The organism is Bradyrhizobium sp. CCBAU 11357 (assembly GCF_028128865.1).
In the GTDB taxonomy this organism is placed as follows: domain Bacteria; phylum Pseudomonadota; class Alphaproteobacteria; order Rhizobiales; family Xanthobacteraceae; genus Bradyrhizobium.
Map to the genome: position 1 here is coordinate 1 of NZ_LBJW01000052.1, position 3196 is coordinate 3196.

At 56.5% G+C, this 3196-nt stretch carries 2 protein-coding genes and 1 pseudogene; all 3 read right to left on the reverse strand.

The window, feature by feature from the left end:
• Positions 1-165: 165 nt before the first annotated feature.
• Entirely contained in the window at positions 166-564 is a 399-nt protein-coding gene (locus tag XI05_RS39695) for an avidin/streptavidin family protein (RefSeq protein WP_172789581.1), read from the reverse strand.
• Between the two features lie 235 nt (positions 565-799).
• Positions 800-2593: a di-heme-cytochrome C peroxidase gene (locus tag XI05_RS09075; RefSeq protein WP_271500764.1), complete on the reverse strand. Its 1794-nt coding sequence runs from the start codon at positions 2591-2593 to the stop codon at positions 800-802.
• A 250-nt stretch (positions 2594-2843) separates the two neighbouring features.
• Positions 2844-3039 (reverse strand): annotated as a pseudogene (locus tag XI05_RS39700) (IS110 family transposase); the annotation flags it as partial.
• Between the last annotated feature and the right edge of the window lie 157 nt (positions 3040-3196).

Consider the following 3196-nt stretch of genomic DNA (forward strand, 5'->3'; position numbering starts at 1 on the left):
CTCCCAGTCGAGGGATTTACGCAGCGCCAACTCTAGCCAAAAATGGTCCAGTTTGCCGGCCTCAGATCACAATCGGTACAGGCGGCCGGCTTCGCTCGGAATCCACGGCCGACTTCGTCGGAATGCGCACCCCTGCTAGGAACGACAAACTTGAAGCAGTTTGGTCTACCTCCTCGTGAACAAGTCACGCCCCGTCATTTTATGAAACTGCCAGTCCGATCCCACGTAATATAGTGTCCACCCAGCTGGAATCTTATTAGTAGCTACACGACCATTCCAAATCGTGATTGTTTTGCAGTCTGGGGCCGCGGGTGCCGTCCAATTGACGTAGAAATCTATTCTGTTTGCCGTGACGACGCCTGCGACAGGGTAAGGCTGTCCCCGGCACGAAAATCCAGTCGCGTTGTTGACATACGTTCCCGCGAAATTCCCTGTTGACGGGTCTAGCATCTGGATCGAGAGAAACGAGCCCCTTTGATTCACCCATGTGGAGGGGACGGGCAACTGCGCGTGAGCCGATACCGATATGACGGCAAAGAGCAGAAGCACAAACAAGCGTATCATGGTATTCCCCTAGGCATTAGGCAACTGCACAACGCTGCCGGATATAGATTCGCTCTCATGATGCGGCCATGCAATTCGCTTCCACAATCAACCCAGAAGCGCACCCCGTCCACGAAAAGTTCTCGCTTCCTAGTTTCGCCAGATTCTCCAGAGGTGGATTTGCCGACGGCCTTATTTCGAGCGACGTTGGGTATCGACCTCTTGAGAATGCTCAAAGAGCGAACGAAGCAGTGGGTCACAGCGTCTTGAGGTATTCGAGCAGCGCCTTTTTGTCTTGTTCGCTCAAATTCGTCCCGTACTCGTGGCCGCATCGGCTGTTTCCAGAATTGATGTCATTACAATCCGTGACGGATAGTGAGTCACTTTGAGGCTCCTGAGCGGCGGCAAGACCAACGTTTTCGATGTCGTACTTCCGTCCAATGCTAAACTGCGATTTGCGCTGCCCGGATGGTTTGAGCAATTCCGCTAGGGTAGGAACCGAGCCGTTATGAAGATAAGGTGCGGCGGCCCAAATGCCCTGCAGAACGCGGGCCTCGTAGGCGCCCCATTGAGGGAGTCGACTGCGCGATGCTTTTTCTGCCCCCTTCCGCTTGGCTTTTTTGATCTCTTCCGAAGTGCTGACAGCGTCGAACGCCGTTACCAGATCCTGCAGGGTCGGCGGTAGTCGTACCAACCCCAGAGACTCCGGGGTCTCCGACGACCCCGGATCTGGTGACGCCGCGACCCGTGCGTTGGTGGAAGGGGCACCACCGGCTAGCAGGTGTTCTGCGATCGAACCAGTGACCGAGGTCGCGAGAATGTTAAGAACCTGATCCCTTTCCTTAAGAGGAGCGGTTGCGAAGGGAATGTACGCTCCGTTCAGGACGCCTGTCTTCGCTTTCCAGGCGAGAACATCGTACTCACGTGTATCGGTACCGACGTTCTGGACCACGGTTCTCCACGTTTTGATGAATGGAAAGCGCTGCTCGCCGTATTCAATCCCATGACAACCGCTGCATCCCCCTTCATCCGAACCTCGTTCGAAAATCATCTTACCCCGGATGGCTAAGGCAGCGTCAATCTTCCAGGGCCATTTCGGAGGGCCGATTCGCTTCACGAGGTTTTCAAGCTCGCTAAGGCCGTCGAAATTGGTGGAATTGCCATTGAGGAAATTGATGACCGCTCCCTGACGCTTCGGCTCGAACGTAGCGAACACCCCTAAAACCTCGCCAACGTTCCGGGCCAGCCCCAAGATGTCACTTCCGTTCTTTGCAAATCCCGGCCATTGCGTCTTGTCCTGCCGCGGCGCATTCCAAAGGAATGGGTATCTCACGGGAGCGTCAGCGGTTTTTATGTTTTCCGGGATCATGAAATCGGGTGGCGGACCGATGTCCAGTCCGGATAACCGGTTGAAGATCATCCCGACAGCATCCAGACGGCCTACTCCCCAGCCGCTTTTGGGCAGGGCTCGCACCACAAGCGTGTGAAACCGCAAGTACCACCTGTCTACCTGCCGGCGAAGATCCTCAAGATCAGCCGTATCGGGATTTGCGGACTGCAGAACAGCTGCAGCAAACGGAGCAAACGAGTCATCGCTAGCAAGCACATCGCCGACAGCCTTGTCCAAATCACCAAGCAGCGTGTAGAAGTCCACGAGTCCGGGACCGCCATCGACACGATACACATTGCCTTCCACTTCGATCTGGCGCGTATGACATGCGGAGCAGGTCATTCCGACAATTTGGAAACCTTCAGGACCGGAGGCATGAAAGCCGACGGGAAGACTGGCCTTGTTGCCAGGATTGGGGAGATAGCCGTACCGCGACAAACCATCGGCCAGGAACGGTTGTCCGTTCCTTTGCTTTAGAGCCTGCATCCAGGAGAGCGCGATCAAACGCGAGCCCTGATCGCGCACATAGAAGTCCGCTCTCGCCGTCGCGGTCCACTCTGCACCTTGGTCAACGTAGAATGGAATAGCGTCCGCGCCCTGTGCGCTCGATCTTGTCGTGGTAGCAACGGTTAAGCCGATCAGAAAGAGAACACGGAGCATCGTATGGCCCACCGTCTTTTAAACTCGCCCGAAGAGTTGTTCGCGGCCTAACCCCCTCTCGCCGTTGCGGCAAGTTGATCTCAGTCCTCTAGCCTAGCCTCCGACGGCAGTCTAGCATCAGAGGGCAGGTCGCTTGATGATTTGGTATTAAAGACCCATCAAGTTCAACCTACCAAGTTTTGTCGTGATGTCGGCTGCCTCTGCATCGCCCACCAATGGAAATCGCAGAACCTGCGCCATAATCCGAGGGCTCGCGCATGGCCTCATGCGTCGCATCCAGACCCACACAGCCGTCAGCCCGTCCTTGGCCTGCACCGCTGCATCGCGCCGGTCGGTTTTTACTCGATCCCCGGCCTTCATCGGGATCAGCGAGGGATCCACGACGTGGCAGTCGTGCCCCAGTCCGTTCAGTTGTCGCGATGCAGGCCATATCTGCAGAGACCGGCGGGCTCAATACGGTGCGCCTTCGAGCACCCGGCGAGCCAAATCGTTCTGCAGGACTACATTCATGCCGTGACCGACGCTGAGGTCCGTGTGGACTGTTTGTCCAAGTGATCGGGGAGCTGGCGCCACAATGGTCGATCACGCGCCCTGCAGGCCATG